At 67.5% G+C, this 16,836-nt stretch carries 17 protein-coding genes; 6 read left to right on the top strand and 11 right to left on the bottom strand.

Features of this window, described 5'->3' with window-relative positions; all coding sequences use genetic code 11:
- Positions 1–119: 119 nt before the first annotated feature.
- The 5 genes from ACIG5A_RS32580 to ACIG5A_RS32560 all read left to right on the top strand — a co-directional run bounded on the left by ACIG5A_RS32580 (position 120) and on the right by ACIG5A_RS32560 (position 4,421).
- Positions 120–713, top strand: a complete 594-nt coding sequence (locus tag ACIG5A_RS32580) for a hypothetical protein (protein ID WP_397247140.1) — start codon at positions 120–122, stop codon at positions 711–713.
- On the top strand, positions 710–1,423 hold the full coding sequence (locus ACIG5A_RS32575; RefSeq protein WP_397247137.1) for a hypothetical protein: 714 nt from the start codon (positions 710–712) through the stop codon (positions 1,421–1,423). The genes ACIG5A_RS32580 and ACIG5A_RS32575 overlap by 4 nt, the downstream gene beginning before the upstream one ends.
- A 47-nt stretch (positions 1,424–1,470) precedes the next feature.
- A complete protein-coding gene (locus ACIG5A_RS32570) occupies positions 1,471–2,547 on the top strand; it encodes an XdhC family protein (protein ID WP_397247135.1) in 1,077 nt (358 codons plus the stop codon).
- A gap of 227 nt (positions 2,548–2,774) precedes the next feature.
- On the top strand, positions 2,775–2,981 hold the full coding sequence (locus ACIG5A_RS32565; RefSeq protein WP_397247132.1) for a hypothetical protein: 207 nt from the start codon (positions 2,775–2,777) through the stop codon (positions 2,979–2,981).
- Between the two features lie 21 nt (positions 2,982–3,002).
- Positions 3,003–4,421: an amidohydrolase family protein gene (locus ACIG5A_RS32560; RefSeq protein WP_397247130.1), complete on the top strand. Its 1,419-nt coding sequence runs from the start codon at positions 3,003–3,005 to the stop codon at positions 4,419–4,421.
- A gap of 9 nt (positions 4,422–4,430) precedes the next feature.
- On the opposite strand, the gene ACIG5A_RS32555 is transcribed toward ACIG5A_RS32560, so the two are convergent.
- The 10 genes from ACIG5A_RS32555 to dapE all read right to left on the bottom strand — a co-directional run bounded on the left by ACIG5A_RS32555 (position 4,431) and on the right by dapE (position 15,248).
- Entirely contained in the window at positions 4,431–5,003 is a 573-nt protein-coding gene (locus ACIG5A_RS32555; RefSeq protein WP_397247127.1) for a Uma2 family endonuclease, read from the bottom strand.
- A gap of 134 nt (positions 5,004–5,137) precedes the next feature.
- Positions 5,138–7,372 carry a xanthine dehydrogenase family protein molybdopterin-binding subunit gene (locus ACIG5A_RS32550; RefSeq protein WP_397247123.1) on the bottom strand — a complete coding sequence of 745 codons (2,235 nt, stop codon included), beginning with the start codon at positions 7,370–7,372 and terminating at the stop codon, positions 5,138–5,140.
- On the bottom strand, positions 7,369–8,361 hold the full coding sequence (locus tag ACIG5A_RS32545; RefSeq protein WP_397247121.1) for an FAD binding domain-containing protein: 993 nt from the start codon (positions 8,359–8,361) through the stop codon (positions 7,369–7,371). The genes ACIG5A_RS32550 and ACIG5A_RS32545 overlap by 4 nt, the downstream gene beginning before the upstream one ends.
- On the bottom strand, positions 8,358–8,891 hold the full coding sequence (locus ACIG5A_RS32540; protein ID WP_397247118.1) for a (2Fe-2S)-binding protein: 534 nt from the start codon (positions 8,889–8,891) through the stop codon (positions 8,358–8,360). The genes ACIG5A_RS32545 and ACIG5A_RS32540 overlap by 4 nt, the downstream gene beginning before the upstream one ends.
- A 190-nt stretch (positions 8,892–9,081) precedes the next feature.
- A complete protein-coding gene (locus tag ACIG5A_RS32535) occupies positions 9,082–9,993 on the bottom strand; it encodes a glucosyl-3-phosphoglycerate synthase (RefSeq protein ID WP_397247116.1) in 912 nt (303 codons plus the stop codon).
- On the bottom strand, positions 9,990–10,874 hold the full coding sequence (gene folP / locus ACIG5A_RS32530; protein WP_397247114.1) for a dihydropteroate synthase: 885 nt from the start codon (positions 10,872–10,874) through the stop codon (positions 9,990–9,992). The genes ACIG5A_RS32535 and folP overlap by 4 nt, the downstream gene beginning before the upstream one ends.
- A 65-nt stretch (positions 10,875–10,939) precedes the next feature.
- A complete protein-coding gene (locus ACIG5A_RS32525; RefSeq protein WP_397247112.1) occupies positions 10,940–12,709 on the bottom strand; it encodes a long-chain-acyl-CoA synthetase in 1,770 nt (589 codons plus the stop codon).
- Positions 12,710–12,747: 38 nt separating this feature from the next.
- Positions 12,748–13,320, bottom strand: coding sequence for a TIGR00730 family Rossman fold protein (locus ACIG5A_RS32520; protein ID WP_397247110.1), 573 nt, complete (start codon positions 13,318–13,320; stop codon positions 12,748–12,750).
- Positions 13,314–14,123, bottom strand: coding sequence for a TIGR00730 family Rossman fold protein (locus tag ACIG5A_RS32515; protein WP_397247107.1), 810 nt, complete (start codon positions 14,121–14,123; stop codon positions 13,314–13,316). The genes ACIG5A_RS32520 and ACIG5A_RS32515 overlap by 7 nt, the downstream gene beginning before the upstream one ends.
- A gap of 21 nt (positions 14,124–14,144) precedes the next feature.
- On the bottom strand, positions 14,145–15,248 hold the full coding sequence (gene dapE, locus ACIG5A_RS32510) for a succinyl-diaminopimelate desuccinylase (RefSeq protein WP_397247105.1): 1,104 nt from the start codon (positions 15,246–15,248) through the stop codon (positions 14,145–14,147).
- 84 nt (positions 15,249–15,332) lie between these two features.
- On the opposite strand from dapE, the gene dapD reads away from it, so the two are divergent.
- Entirely contained in the window at positions 15,333–16,280 is a 948-nt protein-coding gene (gene dapD, locus ACIG5A_RS32505) for a 2,3,4,5-tetrahydropyridine-2,6-dicarboxylate N-succinyltransferase (RefSeq protein ID WP_397247103.1), read from the top strand.
- A gap of 128 nt (positions 16,281–16,408) precedes the next feature.
- Here dapD and ACIG5A_RS32500 read toward each other — a convergent pair whose 3' ends face one another.
- Entirely contained in the window at positions 16,409–16,792 is a 384-nt protein-coding gene (locus tag ACIG5A_RS32500) for a PPOX class F420-dependent oxidoreductase (RefSeq protein ID WP_397247101.1), read from the bottom strand.
- Positions 16,793–16,836: the final 44 nt, after the last annotated feature.

Genomic DNA, 16,836 nt, shown 5'->3' with positions numbered 1-16,836 from the left:
TCCAGATGGAAACTACCATAACGGTCGAATAACAACCCGTGATCAAGTCTTGCACCATCGCGGTTCCTACGCCGATGCTCAAATAGCTAAATGTTTGCTGCAAGTAGGTAGGTGGAGTCTTGATCGCATGCCAGACGACCGATGACAAAGTGTTCCGTGTACTACCGGCTCGCCTCGGGCCGACCGACCTCGAACGGGATGTCGCCGAAGAGATCGAGGCGCCGCCAGTGATCAGCACCCACCGCGTGACCTACAGCGATCGGCTCAAGGTCTTCATCGGCCCGGCCGAAGCCGTGCACAACTTCCTGCGCCCGCTGCGCAGGCTCGACGGCCACGACCGCTACTCGGTCTGCATGACGCGCCTGCCCGCGCCGATGCACGCACGCGATATCCCGGCCTCGGTCAGCGCCGAACGCGGCAGCGACTACCTGCACTGCATGGGCTCGGCCGACGCACTCGTCATCGAGCTGCGCGAGACCGTCGACGGACACACGCGGCAGGCCGTTGTCGGCCGCAAGTCCGTCACCGATCGGGACAACAGCTACGACGCCGCCGCCGAACTGCTCATCTCGATCCAGCGCGGCCTGCGCGAACTGGTCGTCCACCCCGATGAGGTGTTCACCGCGGAAGAAGCCGCCGACATCTTCGCCGCCTACTACCGCACCGGCGAGGTCCCCGACGATCTGCACCTGCGCGAACGGGCGGTGCAATGACGCTGGTGTTGATCATCTGTGCCGTCATCGCGGTCTCGGGCGTGCTCGCGATCGTCATCGGCTCGGCATCGAAGCCCCGCAAACCCAAGGAGCTCTTACGGGTTGCCGATATCCAGGCGCGCCTGGCCGATGAGACTTCCGCGGGGAGTTCGGCGGAGCAGACCGACGGTGCGAACCACATCGAGCAGACCACCGACGCCGAGCAGACCGGTAATGCGGAGCAGACCGGTCACGCCGCGTACGCCGACAAGGCAGCACACATCGACGACGCGACGAAGACCGGTGGCGCGACGCAGACCTGTAGCGCCACGCACAGCGATCACCCGACGCGAGCCGACGCTGCGGCGCGTACCGGTGATGCAGAGCAAACCGGAAGTGCGGCGCGCGCCGATGACGCGATGCTCGCTGATAACGCTGCACAAACCGTGAGTGCGACGCACACCGAATACGCGACCGACAACGGCAGCGCGGACCAAATCGGTAACGCGGCCCGCACCGATCGGGTGACGCACGACGACGTGGCGCTGACCAACTATGCGGCGCTGACGGTTGAGGAGGCGCAGGACCAGCTGCGGCGGCATCGTGGCTGTGTGGCCGGTGACTGCGCGCCGAGGTCCGCCGCCGAGCGCTCGCTGATCGAAGCCGGGTATCTGACCCGGCCCGTCGATCGGGCGCAGACTGCCGAGGGCATGACGCGGCTCGCCTCCTGACCTGCGGCAATACCAGATTTGCTCGTCTCGGACAGTTAGGCTGAGGGGTGCGCGCGATGCTGGGCCACTTGATCACACAGGTGCCGAACGGACCGGTGGCGTTGGCGCGCATCGTGGATACGACCGGCGCGGGGCCTCGTGAGCTCGGCGCGGCGATGGTGGTCACCGGGCGCGGAGAGGTGTTCGGGTCGGTGTCGGGGGGATGCGTGGAAGCCGCCGTGGTCGAGTCGGCGCGGCAGGTGCTCGCCACCGGACAGCCGGTGACCGATCGGTACGGCTATGCCGACGGTGACGGAATCGCGGTGGGGCTCACCTGTGGTGGTGAGATCGAGGTCTTCGTAGAACGGGTGGATGTCACGCGGTTGCCGCTGATGGTCGCGCTGCGCGAAGCGATCGATGCGGGCAGGCCGGTGGCACTGGCCGCGACCATGCAGGGTGCGGCGGACTGGAAACTGCTGTACCCCGGGCACTCCGAATCATGGCACGGCATCGACCGGGACGCGCGCGCATTGCTCGCGGCCGGGCGCAGCGGCGTGGTCGGCGCCGAGGAATGCGATACCGATGAGTCGGTTCGCCCACGCACCTTCGTCCAGGTGTGGGCCGCCCCCGCGCGCATGATCCTGGCGGGCGCCAATGATTTCGTCCGCGCGCTCAGCCGTACCGGCCGCCAGCTCGGCTATCGGGTCACCGTGGTCGACGCCCGCGAAACCTTCGCGACCCCAGCCCGTTTCCCGTCCGCGCACGAGGTCGTCGTCGACTGGCCACACCGCTACCTCATCGGGGAACATCTCGCGGGCCGCATCGACGACCGCACGGTGGTCTGCGTCCTCACCCACGACACCAAATTCGACGTCCCCATGCTCGCCACCGCCCTGCGCATCCCCGACCTCACCTTCGTCGGCGCCCTCGGTTCCCGCCGCACCCACACCGAACGCACCCACCGCCTGCGCGCCACCGGCCTCACCGACGCCGAACTGGCCCGCCTGAAAAGCCCACTGGGCCTTGACCTCAACGCCCGCACCCCCGACGAGACAGCCATCTCCATCGCCGCCCAAATCCTCGCAACCCGCACCAACGCCTCAGCCCTCCCCCTCGACACCACCACCGGCCCCATCCACCACTGACGCCACCTCGAGCGCCGTCAGGGCCGCCCCCTTCGCCGAGCGCAGTCGAATGGCGGTTCGACACGCCGTAGACAGCCACCATTCGGCTGCGCTCGATGGATCCCATCCGTTTCGGCCATCACTCGTCGCATCGGTGCCAGTGACTCAGCCACGTGTACTGCTGAAGGTTGATCCGCCATCGTGCCTGCGGCGGATGCGCGAGAGCGTCGCGCGGATCATGCTCGGAAGTGCATGATCGCGATGCCGATTCGACACCGCCGGGCGGGCACGAAACCTTCATCGCCGCAGCGGGTATCGCGCGCATGACCGGTGACACCCGGCCAGGCCACCGCGGCCGGGAGGTGTTTCGCGAGGTCGACCTCTCGTCGCGCATTGCCCGCAGCGCACCTCGATACGGCATCGGGTTCGTTCCAGTTACCTACGCGTGGGCATGACGCACAGCCCCGAGGAGAGCGATGATGACAGTCGGTGGTGGATGGTGTCGCGCGGTTCGAGCCATCTCGATGCTGCTCGCGGCCGCGCTCGGCGTGCTCGGCCTGACGACAGGGTGTGGAAGCCCGGCCGGGGAGAACACGACTCGGTCGGCAGGGATCACGGTCTATTCGAATGTTTCGGTCATCGATCCGACCGGCGGCACGGTGCGCGGTGGTATGGCGATCGTTGTCGACGGCGAGCGGATTCGGTCGGTTCTGCCGCTGCGCGATGCGGGTATCCCCGCTTCCGGTACCAAAGTTGTTGATGCGAAAGGCGCGTACGCGCTGCCCGGCCTGATCGATGCGCATGTGCATCTGGCCACGGATCCGAATCAGCGGTACGCGCAGGCACTCATGCGGCGGGATCTCTACAGCGGGATCACGGCGGTGCGGGATATGGCGGGCGATACGCGGGCATTGGCCGAACTCGCCGAAGCTGCTCGGGCCAAGGAGATTCCGGCGCCGGATCTGTTCTATGCCGCGGTGATGGCCGGGCCGCGCTTCTTCGATGATCCGCGCACGAAATCGTCGACGAAGGGTGAAGTTCCCGGTCGGGCGCCGTGGATGCGGGCGGTGACCGACGGTACCGATATTCCCAAGGCGGTCAGCGATGCGCGCGGCACCGGCGCGACCGGGATCAAGCTGTATGCCGAGCTTTCCGGACAACTGGCGCAACGCATTACGGCGGAGGCGCACCGCCAGGGCATGCGGGTCTGGAGCCACGCCATGCTCTTTCCCACCACGCCGTCGGAGGTGGTGGATGCGGGCGTGGATACCGTGTCGCACGCAGGATTACTCGCTTACGAGTCTCCACTGACCGAATCCACACCGCTGCCAACGGCCTACCGCGACAACGCCGTTCCCGACGCACAGCTGGAGGTCGACGGCCCCGTCTTCGGTCGGCTCTTCGAACGAATGCGGCAGCACGGCACGGTATTCGAGCCGACATTGTGGGTCTACGACAATATCGAGCGATGGATGACGGCCAATCCGGGCCAGGGACGGCCACCGCATTCGATACCACTCGACCTCGCGGGCCGACTCACCGCCGCGGCACACCGAGCGGGCATCGATATCGCGGCCGGAACGGATTTCACCACCGACCGCGAGGACAACTACCCCGGTCTGTACCGGGAACTCGAGATGCTGCAACAGAAAGCCGGTCTGTCCCCCGCCGAAGTGCTCCGTTCCGCAACCCTGATCAATGCCGGAACTCTCGGCGCGGTGGCCGACATGGGTGACATCCGCCCCGGCACACTCGCCAATTTCCTCCTGCTGACCCAGAACCCACTGGAGACCGTCACCAACCTGCGATCGATCACGATGACGGTCAAACGCGGCACCGCGTATCCGCGCCAGGAGTATCGTCCGATCGCCGCCGATGAATGGCAGCACGAGTAGCCGAGCGCACTACCCTCTGCGCGAGAGCAATCGCATCAGATCCACCGTGATGGACGTGTCGGCCACGTCGAGTACCATCTGCCCGGAGCCCTCGCCGACCAGCTCGTACTCTCCCTCGATGAGCCGATAGGCCGCCATGCTCACTGGGTCGTCGAGGTCGACCAGCCAGTAGTGCTCGATTCCGACGTCGGCGTACTCGGCGAATTTGGTGACTTGATCGGTGCGCTTGGTACCAACCGACAGAATCTCGACAGCCAGTAGCACATCCGCTGCCGCCGAACGAGGCACGTTGTCATCGACCCCAGCGGTGGGTATCACGATCACGTCGGGCACACGGACGGTGGACGGCGAGGTGGGTTCGATCACGACCTCGGATTCGGTCAGCGCTGCATAGTTGAGCGGCAGTTGCGGTTCCAACTGCGCGGCGAGCCGCCAACACGCACGTTGGTGTTTGGCCACCGGCCTCGGCGACACGACGAGCACCCCCTCGACAAGCTCGTAGCTACGGCTGTTGTCTCCGGGCAGCGCGTTCCAGTCTTCCAACGTCAGCAGATGATCCGGCCAGTGCACGACAGTCACCATTCCTCCTCCCCGCTTGTATCGAGACTGTCTTCAGTCTCCCACAAGCCAAACGCCCGAGAGCGAAAGCGTATGACGCCACGCTTGCGCGCTGGAGCGATTCTCGATTTCCGTACCGAATGTCCCGTTTGCGGTGCTCAGATCAGGTGTTCGATGCGGAGGGGGATGTCGCGGAGGTGGCGGCCGGTGGCGTGGTGGACGGCGTTGATGATGGCGGCGGCGGCGCCGATCATGCCCAGTTCGCCGATGCCTTTGACGCCGAGGGGGTTGACGACCGAATCCGGTACTTCGACGAAGGAGATGTCGACCTCAGGGGCGTCGGCGTTGACCGGGAGCAGGTATTCCAGCAGGGAGGGGTTGGCCCAGCGGCCGTCGCGTGTGTCGGGGAGGGTGCCCTCCATGAGTGCTTGGGACAGGCCCCAATTCATGCCGCCGAGTACCTGGCTGCGGGCGAGTTTGGTGTTGAGCACGCGGCCGGGGGCGTAGGCGCCGACCATACGGCGCACGCGGACCAGGCCGAGTTCCGGATCCACCGCGACCTCGGCGAACTGGGCGCCGAAACTCATCTTGGCGAAGCCGGCTTCGGCGCTCGGCGTCCAGCTGCCGATGGTCTCGATGTCCGTAAGGTGGTTGCGGGTGAGGACATCCGAGTAGCTGTCGACCTTTGACGGGTCGGCGACGAGCCGCAGCTGCCCCGCGACGCCCTCGATCTCCGCGGGCTTGCGGCCGTGTAGCGGCGAATTCGCATCGTCGACCGCGATCGAAACCAGTTGGGCCAGTAGGTCGGCGCAGGCATTGTGTACCGCGGCGCTGACCATGCCCGCACCCATCGACCCGACGGTGGCGGCGATATTCGGATAGTCGGTGCTGCCGATCTCGAAGCGGATCCGGTCGAACGGCATACCCATTGCGTCACAGGCGACCTGGGACATCGCGGTGGCGACGCCGGTGCCGAACTCCTGGGTGCCCGCCTGCACGACGAGCGAACCGTCCGCCCGCAACCTGGCGTGCGCGCGCTGCGGCTGACCGGGGTCATAGTGCGGATAACCCGCGGTGCCGACGCCCCAGCCGATCAACCAGTTCCCGTCGACGTGCTTACCGATCGGCTGCCGATCGGCCCAGCCGAATCGCTCGGCCGCCAGCTGGAGGCAATCGGCGTAACCGTCTGAGCTCCAAGGGTTTCCGCTCTCCGGATCGACCGCGGCGTGATTGCGCAGCCGCAGTTCCACCGGGTCGGCGCCGAGCTCGCCCGCCAGCTCGTCGATCGCGCATTCCAGCGCGACCATGCCCGATGCCTCGCCCGGCCCGCGCATGAAGGTCGGCGTCATGGTGTTGCCCTTGATCAGGCGGTACTGCCCCTCCCAGTGCGGGATTCCGTAGGCTTTGCTCGCGACCTCGAGCGACGGCTCGGCCCAGTTGTCGAAATGCGATGTCATGGACAGCTTGTGGTGGCGCAGCCCGGTGAACCGGCCGTCGGCGTCACAGACGAGGGTGACGCGCTGTTCCTGTTCCTCGCGCAGCCCGGTGCCGTAGAACATCTGCTCGCGGTTGAGGATCACCCGCAGCGGCCTGCCCAATTCCCGTGCCAGCATGGGCGCCAGCGTCACGTGCGGCCAGATCATCGCCTTGGCCCCGAAGCCGCCGCCGACGTAATCGGCGATGACGCGCACCTTGCTCGGCGAGATGCCGAGGTGCGCGGCGATGGTGAGCTGGCTGGCGACAATGCCCTGGGTGGCGTCGTAGACGGTGACCGAATCACCGTCCCACATCGCCGCGGTCACCGAGCATTCGATCGGATTGTGGTGGTTGGCCGCGAAGTGGAAGGTGGCGTCCACCGTGTGCGCGGCCTGCGCGGCCGCGGTGGCGAAGTCGCCGCGCGACTGGGTGGCGGGTACGAAACCGGCGAAGATCGCGTCGGGCACGAAGGCCTGGTCGCGGCCGTCGTCGAGCCGGACCAGCGCGGGCTGCGCCTGATAGGTGGCCTCGATCAGGCTGGCGGCGTGCTGCGCGACCTCGAAGGTATCGGCGATGACCACCGCGATCGGCTGACCGAAGTAGTGAATCGTGGTGTCCTGCATGGGAAAGAAGGTCTGCCCCGGCGCCGCCTGCCCGAATCCGGACGGTACGAGCGGCGGCTGCGCCGCCACCTTCGGCAGGTTCTCATGCGTGTACACCGCCACGGCACCGGCACGCAGCGCCGCCGCGGTCTCGATGGATGTCAGTGTGCCGCTGCCGATTTCGGCGCCGACAAGGACGCCGTAGGCGGCATTCGGCATCGGGATCTCGGCGGTGAACCTGGCCGCGCCGGTCACCTTCGCATGTCCGTCGACCCGGTCGAGCCCCTGACCGACCAGCTTGGCAGGCGCGCTCATCGTTGTCCCTCCGCCACGATCTGCAAGGTGCGCACCATAGTTCGTTGCGCCAGTGCGATTTTGAAGCGGTTCATCGGGTGGCTGTCATCGGCCGCGGCCAGTTCGGCCGCCGCTGCCTCGGCGAAGTTCTCCTTGGTCGCCGACTTGCCTGCGAGCACCGATTCGGCCGTGCGCGCCCGCCACGGTTTGGTGGCGACGCCACCGAGCCCGATGCGCACGTTCTTGACCGATCCGCCCTCCAGCTCCATCGCCACCGCCGCCGAAGCGCCCGCGAATTCATAGGATTCCCGGTCGCGCGCCTTCAGATAGTGCGAGTGCGTGGCGTAGGGCAGGGCGGGCACGTCGATGCGCACGATCAGTTCGTCCGCGGTGATCGGATGTTCACGATGCGGCGTGGCGCCGGGCAACAGGAAGAAGTCGTCGAACGGGATGGACCGGGTGCCGCCGGGGCCCTGCACGGTGACCACGGCGTCCAACGCGGTCAACGGGATGGCAACATCGGAGGGGTGCATGGCGAAGCACTGCTCGCTGGTGCCCAATATCGCGTTGCCGCGGTGCAATCCGTCCATGACGCCGCAGCCGCTGCCCGGCTCGCGCTTGTTGCAGGCGAAAGCCACGTCGCGGAAGCCGGGGCAGCGCACCTTCTGCATCAGATTGCCGCCCATCGAGGCCATATTCCGGATCTGCGCGGACGCCCCTTTCCACAGCGCGATCGAGAGGAACGGAAACCGTTGGATCACACCGGGATCGGCGGCGACCTCGCTCATCCGCACCAGCGCGCCGATGCGCAGGCCGCCGTCGGCGGTGTGCTCGAGATCGGTGAGCGGCAAGTTGTTGATGTCGACGACGTTGTCCGGCGCCATCGCGCCGATCCGCAGCATGTCCACCAAAGTGGTTCCGCCGGCCAGGAATACGGTGTTGGGCCGGGCGGTGACGGCGGCGAGCGCCTCGTCCACCGTCGCGGCGCGGGCAAAGGCGATGGGCTTCACCGGGCACCGCCCATCTCGTCGCGCGCGCTGACGATCGCGGCGCGAATGTTCTGGTAGGCGGCGCAGCGGCAGATATTGCCGCTCATCCACTCCGCGATCTCCTCGGTGCTTTCCGCGTGGCCTTCCTCGATACATTTGATCGCCGACATGATCTGTCCCGGTGTGCAATAGCCGCACTGGAAGCCGTCCTGGCTGATGAACGCCCGCTGCACCGGATGCAGTTCGTCGCCATCGGCCACCCCCTCGATGGTGGTGATCTCGCGGCCTTCCGCGCTCAACGCCAATGTCAGGCAGGACAATTCGCGTTTGCCGTCGACCCAGACCGTGCACGCGCCGCAGGCGCCCTGGTCGCAGCCCTTCTTGGTGCCGGTGAGGCGAAGGTATTCGCGCAAGGCGTCGAGCAGGCTGACCCTCGGCTCGAGCGCCACCGGGAAGACCTGGCCGTTGACCCGCAACGTTGCCAGCGTGTAGTTCGGTCCAGCAAACTCGGGCTGCTTGGTGCCCCGCTTGGGTAGCTCACCAATCGTCATGCGCGATATCTCCTGCTCTCGAACGTGCGCGGCTGCGGCATCGCTACGGACAGAAAAGCGAAAATGAGACCTGCCAGCATCCTAGCGTCCGAACAGCAAACTCGCCGCACAACTTTCGAATCCCAGCAAACACCGCGAACCCGGATGCCAGTGACATCCGGGTTCGCGGTACGGAAAAGTCAGCGTGAGGTCAGGCGGCGGCCCAGGACGGCCGCAGGGTGTTCATCGGCGGCCGATCGGCCAGCGACACCTCGGTGCTGTGCGCGGTGAAGGCATCGCCGATCAGCGGGAATTGGGTGAGCGCCGCCCCCGAATCCTGCACGCCGCTGCGGCCGAGCACGGTGCCGAGAATCTGGCGGCTCATCACGCCGAGATCGGCGAGCGGGCGATTGCGGTGCGTGCGTACGCCCAGGTTGACCTGGCCGATGGCGGGCAGGCCGAGCCGGTCGTAGGTATCGAGCAACAGCCCGATCTCCACGCCGTAACCGGGCGCGAAGGGAACCGAGGTGAGCAGTTCCCGCGTGCCCGCGTATTCGCCGCCGAGCGGCTGCAGCACCCGGCTGAGCTCGGGACGCAGCGCGGCGAGCAGCGGGCGCGCGACCAGCTCGGTGACCCGGCCGCCGCCGTGCGCGTCCACCGCGCCCGCCTGGCGCAGCGGGCGGCGGTAGTACGCCTTGACCAGCTGCATATCGCCGACGGTCAGCAGCGGCCCGAGCAGCTTCGGCACGAAGGCCGGATCCGGGTCGATGAGATCGGAGTCGACGAAAGCGATCAGATCGCCGGTGGTCACGGCCAGCGAGCGCCACAGCACCTCGCCCTTACCAGGCACCGGATCGAGCTCGGGCACGGCCTGTTCCCGGGTGATCACCTCGGCGCCCGCCGCGGCGGCGCGCTCGGCGGTGGCATCGGTCGAGCCGGAGTCGAGCACGATCAGCTCGTCGACCAGCGTGCCGAGCAGCGGCCGGATGCTGGCCACCACCTCGGCGACGGTGTCCTCTTCGTTGAGCGCCGGCAGTACCACGGATACGGTGCGCCCGCCCTTGGCGGCGACGAGCTCGTCGACCGTCCAGTCAGGGGTGTCCCACGTCTTGACGATTTTCATACCAGACCTCGCAGGGTGCGTGCGGGGGGCCGGATGCCCTGGATCGCGGCGATCATGTCCACGATGCGCCGGGTCTCGGCGACCTCGTGAACGCGGAACATGCGGGCGCCAGCGGCCGCCGACCATGCTGTTGCTGCCAATGTGCCCTCCAACCGCTCGGAAAGACCGACACCTAGAGTCTCCCCGATGAAATCCTTGTTGCTGAGCGCCATCAGCACTGGCCATCCGGTATTTACAAGAACGTCGATTCCGCGCAACAACTCCAGCCCGTGGTAAGTGTTCTTGCCGAAATCATGGGTCGGATCGATCAGAATCGAATCCTCCCGCACCCCGGCCGCCGCGGCTTTCTCGGCCGCCGCGACCACCGTCGCGGTCACCTCGGCTACCACATCCGGGTAGCGCACCCGGTGCGGACGGGTGCGCGGCACCGCGCCACCGGTGTGGCTGCAGACGATCCCGACGCAGCGCTCGGCGGCGACACGGACCAGATCCGGATCGGCGCCCGCCCAGGTGTCATTGATCAAATCGGCGCCGGCGTCGACCGCGGCATCGGCCACATCGGCGCGCCAGGTGTCGATGCTGATCAGCAGGTCCGGGTACTTCGCGCGGATAGCGGCGACGAACGGGACGGTCCGGCGGACCTCCTCCTGCGCGTCGACCAGATCGCCGGGTCCCGCCTTGACCCCGCCGATATCGACCAGGTCGGCGCCCTCGTCCACGGCACGGGCGACCGCCTCCATGGCGGCCGCGTCGGTGAAGGTGGCGCCCCGGTCGTAGAAGGAATCGGGCGTGCGGTTGACGATCGCCATCACCAGCGCCCGATCCGTCGCCACCGGCTTGCCGCACAACGTGGGAAGCGGCACTGCGGTGGACCCAAACATGCCTTCGACTGTACTGGCACGTGTGCCAGCAGGTCGCTCGACGGGTGCTGCGCGGACGCCCGCCCTCAGTTGCGCGGGGCCCGGCCTGTGGCGACTTCGGCGGCATATCCGTCGTATGCGGGGATGTAGCCATCGGTGCGGCCGGCGAGGACGTAGAGGATGCTGTTGCCGTCCGGCGCGTAGCCCTGCTTGCGCAGGTCGACCTTGCGGCTCTTGAACGTGGAGGTCTGCTCCAGTTCCCGCACCACACGGAGGAACAGCGGCACGGCATAGCCTGGCAGCTGTTCGTAGACGAGCTTGGCCACCTTCTGGCCGTCGAAATCGGCGCCGGGGTGCAGCGTCACCGCCGCCATGCCCGCCTTGCCGTCGGCGCCGGGAATGTCGACGCCGAACACGACGGCCTGATCGATCTCGTCGGCCTCGCACAGCGCGCCCTCGACCTCGGTGGTCGCCACGTTCTCCCCCTTCCAGCGGAAGGTGTCGCCGAGCCGGTCGACGAACGCGATGTGGTTCCAGCCCTGGTGGCGGACCAGATCGCCGGTATCGAACCAGACATCGCCCTTGGTGAAGCCGTCGCGGACGAGCTTCGCCTCGGTGGCGGCCTTGTCGGTGTAGCCGTCGAACGGCGAACGACCCGTCACCTTGGACAGCAGCAGCCCGATCTCGCCGACGCGGACGCGGCGCAGTGTGCCATCGGCGGCCCGCTTGGCCTTGCCTGTCGCGTCGTCGTATTCGACGATCGCGTACGGCAGCACCCCGAAGCCCGCGGTGCGGTCGACGCTGAACGCGTTGATGAAGGCGACGTTGCCCTCACTCGCGCCGTAGAACTCGACGATCCGGCGAATGCCGAAGCGGTTCTTGAACTCGTCCCAGATCTCGGGGCGCAGGCCGTTGCCGACGGCGAGGCGGATCCGATGCTGCCGATCGGCCGGCTTGGCGGGCTGGTTGAGCAGATATCGGCACAGCTCGCCGATATAGATGAACGCGGTGGCCTGTTCGCGGATCACCTCGTCCCAGAACCGGGACGCGGAGAACTGGCGGCCGAGCGCGAAGGTGGCACCCGCGGAGATCACCGACGACAGCGCGACGGTCAGCGCGTTGTTGTGATAGAGCGGCAGGCAGCTGTACATGGTGTCGTTGCCGCGCAGGCGAATTCCGAGACCGCCGAGCCCCGCCATGCTCTTGGTCCAGCGCAGATGGGTCATCACGCTGGCCTTGGGCAGGCCGGTGGTACCGGAGGTGAAGATCAGGAACGCGCGCTCCTCGGCGGTGATCTCGGCGCAGATCGGCGGGTCCGCCGGATCGGCGCCGAGCGCGGCGCGCAGCAGCTCCCCGGTGTAGAGGATGTTCGACGGCGGTTGGGCCAGCGTGGCCACCGCGTCCGCGCATTCCTCGCCGACCACGTTGACGACGCTGTTCAGCAGGCCGAAGCTGTGCGCGAGCACCTGGTCGCGCTGGTTGTGGTTGAGCAGGCCGACGGTGCCGCCGAGTTTCACGGTGGCCAGCGCGACGAACAGCGTCTCCGGCCGGTTGGTCATCAGCACACCGACCACGTCGCCGCGCCGGACACCGTGCGCGGCAAGCACACTCGCGTAGCGGTTCACCTCGGCGTTGGCCTCGCCGTAGGTGTAGGCGCGGCCCTCGAAGCGCAGGAACGGACGGTCCGGATGACGGTGGGCATTGCGCTGGAAGAACAGCCCGACCGACGATTTGTCGTCGGGCCGCACCAGCATGCCCGGCGCGCTGCGCATCATGCCCGGCACTTCCAATGCCATGGCGGGCAGGCGTTTTGCCAGATCGAGCAAGCTCACCGTCGAGCGGACGTCCGTGGTCACGTCGTCAATCTCCTCATACCTGCGGCGCGGATCCCCTTCTAGGCGGAGGATTCCGAAGCCGCGTCGGGCCTCAGCGCGGTGAAGGCCGAGGCCAGATCGGAGACCACGGTGATCCGGTCCATCGCCGACTGAGGCACGAACTTTCGGTCGTGGAGCTCGTCCAGCCACTGGAACAGGCCGCGGTAGAAGCCGTCCGGGTCCAGCACCACCACGGGCTTATCATGCTGTCCCAGATAGCCACCGGTCCAGCTTTCGAAGAATTCTTCCAAAGTGCCGATGCCGCCGGGCAGCGTGAGGAACGCGTCGGCCCGGTCCTCCATGAGCTGCTTGCGCTGGCGCATGGTGTCGGTGACCAGCAGCTCGTCGGCGTCGACGTCGGCGACTTCCTTGTGCACCAGGTGCTTCGGGATGACGCCGACGGTGTGCGCGCCACCGGCGCGTGCCGCCGTCGCCACCGCGCCCATCATCGAGACGTGCCCGCCACCCGAGACGAGTTGCCAACCGCGCCTGGCGATCTCGGTGCCGATGCGCGCGGCGAGCGAAATGTAGGCGGGGTCGGCCGTGCTGGCCGAGCAGTACACGCAAACGGAATACACGGACTCACTCACCACTGATCCTCCGTACCCAGCGCATCCTCGGCCCCACCGGATTCGGCGGCGCCCAAGACGATCTGGATCACCTCGTCGACACTGTCGGTGACATGCAGCAAGCCCAGATCGCCCGGCGCGATCTTGCCCGAGCCGCCGAGCGAATCGCGCAGCCAATCCACAAGCCCCGCCCAGTATTTCGAACCGAACAGGATGATCGGGAACCGGGTGATCTTGCGGGTCTGCACCAGCGTGAGCGCCTCGAACAGCTCGTCGAGGGTGCCGAAACCGCCGGGCAGGCAGATGAATGCCTGCGAGTACTTCACGAACATGGTCTTGCGCGCGAAGAAGTAGCGGAAGTTGATCCCGAGATCGACCCACTCGTTGAGGCTCTGCTCGAACGGCAGCTCGATACCGAGGCCGACCGAGTAGCCGCCCGCATCGCACGCGCCGCGGTTGACCGCCTCCATCGCGCCGGGCCCGCCGCCGGTGATCACCGCGAAACCCGCGCGGGCCAGCGCGGCGCCGATGGCCATGCCCGCCTGGTACTCCGGGTGATCGGCAGGAGTGCGCGCGGATCCGAAGACCGCGACGGCGCGCGGTAACTCGGCCAGCGCGCCGAAGCCCTCGATGAATTCGGCCTGGATCCGCAGCACCCGCCACGGATCGGTATGCACCCAATCGCTCGGACCGTGCTTGTCGAGCAGGTTCTGATCCGAGGTGCCGAGACCCTCCTTGCGGTCGCGGCGGAACATGATCGGTCCGCGGAACTTGGGGTCCGATTTCGGAACGCTGGTGACCTCGTTTTCGGCGGCGTCGGTCGACATGGGCCCCACGCTACCGGGCTGTCACACCGCGCCGGTGAGGTAGCTGCGCAGCATGGCGGTGACGGCGGTGATCTGTGCGGTCGGCACATGCTCGTCGCGCTTGTGCGCGAGGTTGGGGTCGCCGGGCCCGAAATTGACCGCGGGGATACCGCGCGCGGCGAAGCGGGACACATCGGTCCAGCCGTACTTGGCGCGGACGCCGCCCGCGCCGTGGCTGTGCACGGAGGCGATCAGGTCCTTCGCGGCGGGCGCGGTCAGGCCGGGCAGCGCGCCGGGCGCCGAGTCGGTCACCTCGAAGGTCAGGTCGAGGCCGTCGAATACCGCGCGCACGTGGTCGACGGCCTGGTCGACGGTGCGGTCGGGGGCGAAGCGGAAGTTCACGTCGACCTCGGCGGCATCGGGCACCACGTTGCCCGCAACGCCGCCGGAGACGCGGACCGCGGACAACCCCTCGCGGTAGACGCAGCCGTCGATGTCGACCTCGCGCGCCTTGTACTCGGCCAGGCGCTGCAGAATCGGCGCGAGGCGGTGAATCGCGTTGTCGCCGAGCCAGGCTCGCGCCGAATGCGCGCGCAGGCCCGCGGTGGAAAGCCGAACACGCAGCGTGCCTTGGCAACCCGCCTCGATCCAGCCGCCGGACGGTTCGCCGAGGATCGCCAGATCTCCGGCGAGCCACTCCGGCAGCTCGCGCTCGATATGGCCGAGTCCGTTGAATTCCGAGGCGATTTCCTCGCAGTCGTAGAAGATCAGTGTGAGGTCGTGCACCGGTTCGGCGACGGTCGCGGCCAGGTGCAGGAACACCGCGTCACCGGATTTCATGTCGACCGAGCCACAGCCGTAGAGCATCTTCAGGCCCGCGTCGTCGACAACGAAGCGGCTCGGCACGTTGTCGGCGATCGGCACGGTGTCCAGATGCCCGGCCATGATCACCCGGGTCGGCAGCCCGTGATGGGTTCTGGCCAGCACCACATTGCCGTGCCGCAGGATCTCGAATCCGACGGTCTGCTCACGCAGCGCCCGCTCGACGAGGGTGGCGATCCGCTCCTCGTCGCGCGACACACTCTCGATGTCGACGAGGGCGGCGGTGAGAGCAACGGGGTCGGCACGCAAGTCGATGGTCGTCACCACCTCAGCCTACGACCGCCGCGCCGTCACCTCGCGCGACGTGGGTTCACCACGCGGCGGCAGCGGTCGGTAACCTCTGTTGACGTGAGCATTCAGGGAGCAGCAGCAATCGGTATCGCCAACGTGACCGCGGACGGCACCGTCCTCGACACCTGGTACCCGAACCCGGAGCTGGGCGCATTCGGCGAGACCGGCACCAAGCGGCTGGACGAGGCGCCCGCGGATTACGCCGCTCTGCTCGGCTTCGACGAGGCGCGCGGCGTCGACGTGATCGCGGTGCGGACCACGATCGCCGACCTGTCCGCGGCGCCGGTCGACGCGCACGACGTCTACCTGCGCCTGCACCTGCTCTCGCACCGGCTGGTCAAGCCGCACGAGGTGAGCCTGGACGGTCAGTTCGGCCTGCTCACCAATGTGGTGTGGACCAACCACGGCCCCGCCGCGGTCGACGGTTTCGAGGCGACCCGCGCCAAGCTGCGCGCCCGCGGACCGGTCACGGTCTACAGCATCGACAAGTTCCCGCGCATGGTCGACTACGTGGTGCCCTCCGGCGTGCGCATCGGTGACGCGGACCGGGTCCGCCTCGGCGCGCACCTGGCCTCCGGCACCACCGTCATGCACGAGGGCTTCGTGAACTTCAACGCGGGCACCCTCGGCGCGTCGATGGTCGAGGGCCGGATCTCGGCGGGCGTGCTGGTCGGCGACGGCTCCGATATCGGCGGCGGCGCATCGACCATGGGCACGCTCTCCGGCGGCGGCACCACGATCATCTCGATCGGCGAGCGGTCGCTGCTCGGCGCCAACTCCGGCCTCGGTATCCCGCTCGGCGACGACTGCGTGCTGGAGGCGGGCCTGTACCTGACCGCGGGCACCAAGGTGACCGGCCCGGACGGCACCGTGGTGAAGGCGGCGGCACTGAGCGGACAGAACAACCTGCTGTTCCGCCGCAACTCGCAGACCGGTGCGGTCGAGGTGGTGCCGCGCAAGGGCACCGGCATCGAGCTGAACGCGGCGCTGCACGCCAACGACTGAGGTTCGCGCCGCCGAGCGCACCGGCCGAATCGCCAGTTCCGCACACCCTTTGTGCCAGCTACACACCCTCTATAACGGGTGTGCAGCTGTCATTGGGGGTGTGCACACCCGTTATTGGTGACGTGACATCAGCTGGTCGCATCGTCCAGGCCGAAGGCGATGATGCGAGTGGGGTGGATACGGATGACGTCGCGGGTCATGCCGGGGCGCGGTGGCTCGGCGTCGGTGAGCGCTTCGGCGGTGCCGCGGATTTCGAGGCAGCGCGGGGTGTACGGGTCGAGCGAGACGAGGTCGTCGACGACCAGCGCGACGCGGTCGTTGGTCTGCACGTTGTGGAATTTCCGGGTGGCGCCCATTCGATAGCCGCCGATATCGATCGTGCCGAGTTCCTTGTTGAACGTGACGGCCACCGGGCTGTTCTGCGGCGACCCGTCGGGGCGGACGGTCGCGAGCCTACCGAGCGACTGGCCGTCGAGGTAAGCGATCTGTGCTGGTGTCAAAGTGACGGACATGCCTCACCCTAATCTTGGTAATACGTTCGCGCGCAGCAAGTTTC

Origin of the sequence: Nocardia sp. NPDC052566 (genome assembly GCF_044547285.1) — a bacterium.
Classification (GTDB): domain Bacteria; phylum Actinomycetota; class Actinomycetes; order Mycobacteriales; family Mycobacteriaceae; genus Nocardia.
Note: the sequence above shows the minus strand (reverse complement) of the source record. Positions and strands in the feature narration are given on the sequence as shown.

Coding starts and splice junctions, on each gene's coding strand:
- ACIG5A_RS32515 (WP_397247107.1), bottom strand. CDS start 14,123: ATGTCGACCGACGCCGCCGAAAACGAGGTCACCAGCGTTCCGAAATCG.
- ACIG5A_RS32500 (WP_397247101.1), bottom strand. CDS start 16,792: ATGTCCGTCACTTTGACACCAGCACAGATCGCTTACCTCGACGGCCAG.
- ACIG5A_RS32560 (WP_397247130.1), top strand. CDS start 3,003: ATGATGACAGTCGGTGGTGGATGGTGTCGCGCGGTTCGAGCCATCTCG.
- ACIG5A_RS32535 (WP_397247116.1), bottom strand. CDS start 9,993: ATGAAAATCGTCAAGACGTGGGACACCCCTGACTGGACGGTCGACGAG.
- ACIG5A_RS32550 (WP_397247123.1), bottom strand. CDS start 7,372: ATGAGCGCGCCTGCCAAGCTGGTCGGTCAGGGGCTCGACCGGGTCGAC.
- ACIG5A_RS32540 (WP_397247118.1), bottom strand. CDS start 8,891: ATGACGATTGGTGAGCTACCCAAGCGGGGCACCAAGCAGCCCGAGTTT.
- ACIG5A_RS32575 (WP_397247137.1), top strand. CDS start 710: ATGACGCTGGTGTTGATCATCTGTGCCGTCATCGCGGTCTCGGGCGTG.
- ACIG5A_RS32555 (WP_397247127.1), bottom strand. CDS start 5,003: ATGGTGACTGTCGTGCACTGGCCGGATCATCTGCTGACGTTGGAAGAC.
- folP (WP_397247114.1), bottom strand. CDS start 10,874: ATGTTTGGGTCCACCGCAGTGCCGCTTCCCACGTTGTGCGGCAAGCCG.